The organism is Haliscomenobacter sp. (assembly GCF_040403615.1).
Lineage (GTDB): Bacteria > Bacteroidota > Bacteroidia > Chitinophagales > Saprospiraceae > Haliscomenobacter.
Window position 1 is genome coordinate 1 of record NZ_JBBAKG010000042.1, and the last position, 2961, is coordinate 2961.

5 protein-coding genes are annotated in these 2961 nt (G+C 46.8%); 4 read left to right on the forward strand and 1 reads right to left on the reverse strand.

What is annotated here, in order from left to right; translation table 11 throughout:
* Positions 1 to 377 (reverse strand): tRNA (adenosine(37)-N6)-threonylcarbamoyltransferase complex transferase subunit TsaD (locus ABW391_RS14860; protein WP_502916330.1); only part of this gene is annotated, 377 nt, incomplete at its 3' end.
* A gap of 231 nt (positions 378 to 608) precedes the next feature.
* Here ABW391_RS14860 and ABW391_RS14865 point away from each other — a divergent pair.
* The 4 genes from ABW391_RS14865 to ABW391_RS14880 are packed head-to-tail and all read left to right on the forward strand — an operon-like array spanning position 609 to position 2938.
* Positions 609 to 1001: a bactofilin family protein gene (locus ABW391_RS14865; protein WP_353482676.1), complete on the forward strand. Its 393-nt coding sequence runs from the start codon at positions 609 to 611 to the stop codon at positions 999 to 1001.
* A gap of 10 nt (positions 1002 to 1011) precedes the next feature.
* Entirely contained in the window at positions 1012 to 1854 is an 843-nt protein-coding gene (locus tag ABW391_RS14870) for a DUF3822 family protein (RefSeq protein ID WP_353482677.1), read from the forward strand.
* 58 nt (positions 1855 to 1912) lie between these two features.
* Positions 1913 to 2482: an RsmD family RNA methyltransferase gene (locus ABW391_RS14875; protein ID WP_353482678.1), complete on the forward strand. Its 570-nt coding sequence runs from the start codon at positions 1913 to 1915 to the stop codon at positions 2480 to 2482.
* A gap of 21 nt (positions 2483 to 2503) precedes the next feature.
* Positions 2504 to 2938: a hypothetical protein gene (locus ABW391_RS14880; protein ID WP_353482679.1), complete on the forward strand. Its 435-nt coding sequence runs from the start codon at positions 2504 to 2506 to the stop codon at positions 2936 to 2938.
* The last annotated feature ends 23 nt before the right edge of the window (positions 2939 to 2961 follow it).

Consider the following 2961-nt stretch of genomic DNA (forward strand, 5'->3'; position numbering starts at 1 on the left):
GGCTTGGGGTCTTCTGCAAAATGTGCCAGCACGTGTGCCATCATGTGGTTGACCTCGATCAGGGGTAAATTTCGGCTGAGCGCAAATCCTTTGGCAAACGAAACCCCTACAATCAGCGAACCGATCAGCCCTGGCCCACGGGTAAACGCCACCGCATCGATGGCTGTTTTCGAAATGCCCGCGGCGTTGATGGCTGCTTCTACCACGGGCAATATGTTGACCAGATGCGCCCGGGATGCCGCTTCTGGCACTACACCACCATACAATTGATGAATTTCCTGATTGGCCGTCTTGTTGCTCAATACCGCTCCATCCCGCACAATTGCGGCAGAAGTATCGTCACAAGAAGACTCTATGGCTAAAATTGTAAGCGGCATAAATGAAAATTATAGAAATTTGGCCTTATTTTGCCAATGATATTGCTTAGTCTGACGCAAAAAATTACTTCCCGATTTTTTTAGAGGGTTTTGAATAGGAAGCTCACTTGAAATGAACCGTTCGACTTCCTATTCAAAACCCAAAATCGGGAAGTTAATTTTTCTGCGTTAAAGTATTCCCAAGAACGTTGGATTCGTTTTTTTAATCAGAATCCTAACAAAACACATTTTATGTCTACGGCAGCCAACAAAGTTAGAAAAGACAGTCCTGGTTCGACCACCTACTCCAACAGCTCATCCAACGAAGGCTTCAGCAGTTGTGTGATTGCACAAGGCACAAAAATAGAAGGAAATTTTCAATCTGGTGAAAACGTTCGTTTGGACGGCACCGTGATTGGTGATTTTTCTTGCGAAAAGAAACTCGTCGTTGGAAAAGATGGTAGGGTAGAGGGCAGCATTCGCGCGCGCGATGCCATGATTATGGGCTTTGTAAGCGGCGATGTACAAGTTGCGGGTCTGTTGCAGCTAGATAAAACTGCGGTGGTGACTGGCAACGTCAGCGCTGGAAACCTGGCCATAGAAGACGGAGCGCGCTTTGACGGGTTGTGTAAAATGGCAAAATAAACCTAAGGATTTGGCAAGTTTGAAATACGACATCATAGAGGACAACTACTCGCCGCACATTTCGGCCTTGTGCAAACTGTCGATAGTTTTTGGACAAGACAGTTTCAGTTATGCACTGATTGACAACCAGCTCAAAATTCAGGCTTATCAAAGTCATATCCTGGAACCTGATCGGTATGGCAAGATCGATTGGGCTGGTTTTTTGGGCGAATTTCAATCTCCTCGCGACATTCTGCTCAAGGGGTATAAGGCGGTCAAGGCTACGGTGGTTTCTTCGGTGTTTACCTTGGTACCCTCGCAATGGTACCGAGCAGAAGAAAAAACCGCTTACTTGCAGCACTTGACTACTCCTTCTGCACAATCACTCATTCAAGCCGAGGTCATTGCAGGATATCCGGTAACGGTGGTGTATGAAATGCCCAAGGTTCTTCAAAGCTGGCTCCTGGGCATCCAACCCGAAGCTGAATTTGTCCATTGTGTCAGCACCCTGGCGCCTCTGATTCGGAGCAGGCTCGAAACGCCGCACAACGTTGCAGTATATTTCCTGTCCAATCAGTTGTTTATTTTTTATTTCCACGAAGGTCAGGTGGTGTTTTGCAATTCATACGTTTACCAGACTCCACGCGATGCACTGTATTTCCTGCTGCTGGTATTCGATCAATTTCGCCTGGGTACCGAATACACTCCCTTGTGGATAATGGGCCAGTACGCGGAGCAATCGGAACTGCATCGCCAAATCAAGCGTTACATCAAATCGTTGCAGTACATTCCACTGCCCACTGGATTTCGTGCCGGGACAAAATTGGATGCTATTCCCGCGCACAATTACGTTGACCTGGTAGCGGGTATTTAAACCCAAAATCGGGAAGCTAATTTGTCTGCGTTATTAAGCAGCTTTTTACGAGAAGATTATGCGGATTATTGGAGGAAAATTTAAAGGGAGGCGTTTTGATCCGCCCGCAGATAAATGGCCAACTCGCCCGACGATGGATTTTGCCAAAGAAGGCTTGTTCAACATTCTCAACAACAACCTGGATTTTGAGGCCACCAAAATGCTGGATCTTTTTGGCGGTACAGGCAGCCATTGCTACGAGTTTGTGTCGCGGGGATGTACCGATGTGACCTACGTAGACAAGTTTCCAGCAGCCATCCAGTTTGTGAAAAAAACGGCGGAAATCCTCAAAATCACTGATCAGGTCCGCATTATCCGGGCAGATGTGTTCAAGTTTATGGAAGGCTCAGGGGAAGATTACGATTATATTTTTGCAGATCCACCCTATGACCTGGCTACGATGGATCAAATACCGGACTGGATTTTCAAGTACAAGTTATTGCGCGCCGAAGGCTGGTTCGTCATGGAGCATGACCCGCGCCATTCCTACAAACACCACCCCAATTATTTTCAGGAAAGAAACTATGGAAAAACCATTTTTAGTTTTTTTCAACACCAGGATGACGCAAAAGATCAAGATTTAACCTAAATTAGCTCACAAACCGAAGTTATGAAAAATCTATTGCTGTTTGCTTTTTTGCTGTTCAGCGCCAGTTTGTTGGCGCAAAGCAGCGATCTCAATGGAAAATGGGTAGGCGTATTGACCCAGCAAGAAGGAGGTTTTCGCCAGAAATACTACTGCGAATTGAGCATCCAGCAAAAAGGTAACAAAATCACGGGTACTACCTACGTCAGTGTTGAAAAAGTTCATGCTGAAATGGTTTTTACAGGGGAGGTGAAAGGCAATACCATCAGCTTCAAGGAAAACCGCATCATCCAATACTCCAAACTGGAAGACATGGCCTGGTGCCTCAAATGGGGCAACCTGACCCTGCGCAAGCAAGGCAAGGTCTGGATTTTGGAAGGCATGTGGGACGGCCAATCGGTTTATGGCCCGTGCATACCGGGCAAGGTGTATTTGCAAAAGGAAATCCCCCGCGCGTAGGGTCGACCCTACGTGGTCGACCC

Coding starts and splice junctions, on each gene's coding strand:
- ABW391_RS14865 (WP_353482676.1), top strand. CDS start 609: ATGTCTACGGCAGCCAACAAAGTTAGAAAAGACAGTCCTGGTTCGACC.
- ABW391_RS14875 (WP_353482678.1), top strand. CDS start 1,913: ATGCGGATTATTGGAGGAAAATTTAAAGGGAGGCGTTTTGATCCGCCC.
- ABW391_RS14880 (WP_353482679.1), top strand. CDS start 2,504: ATGAAAAATCTATTGCTGTTTGCTTTTTTGCTGTTCAGCGCCAGTTTG.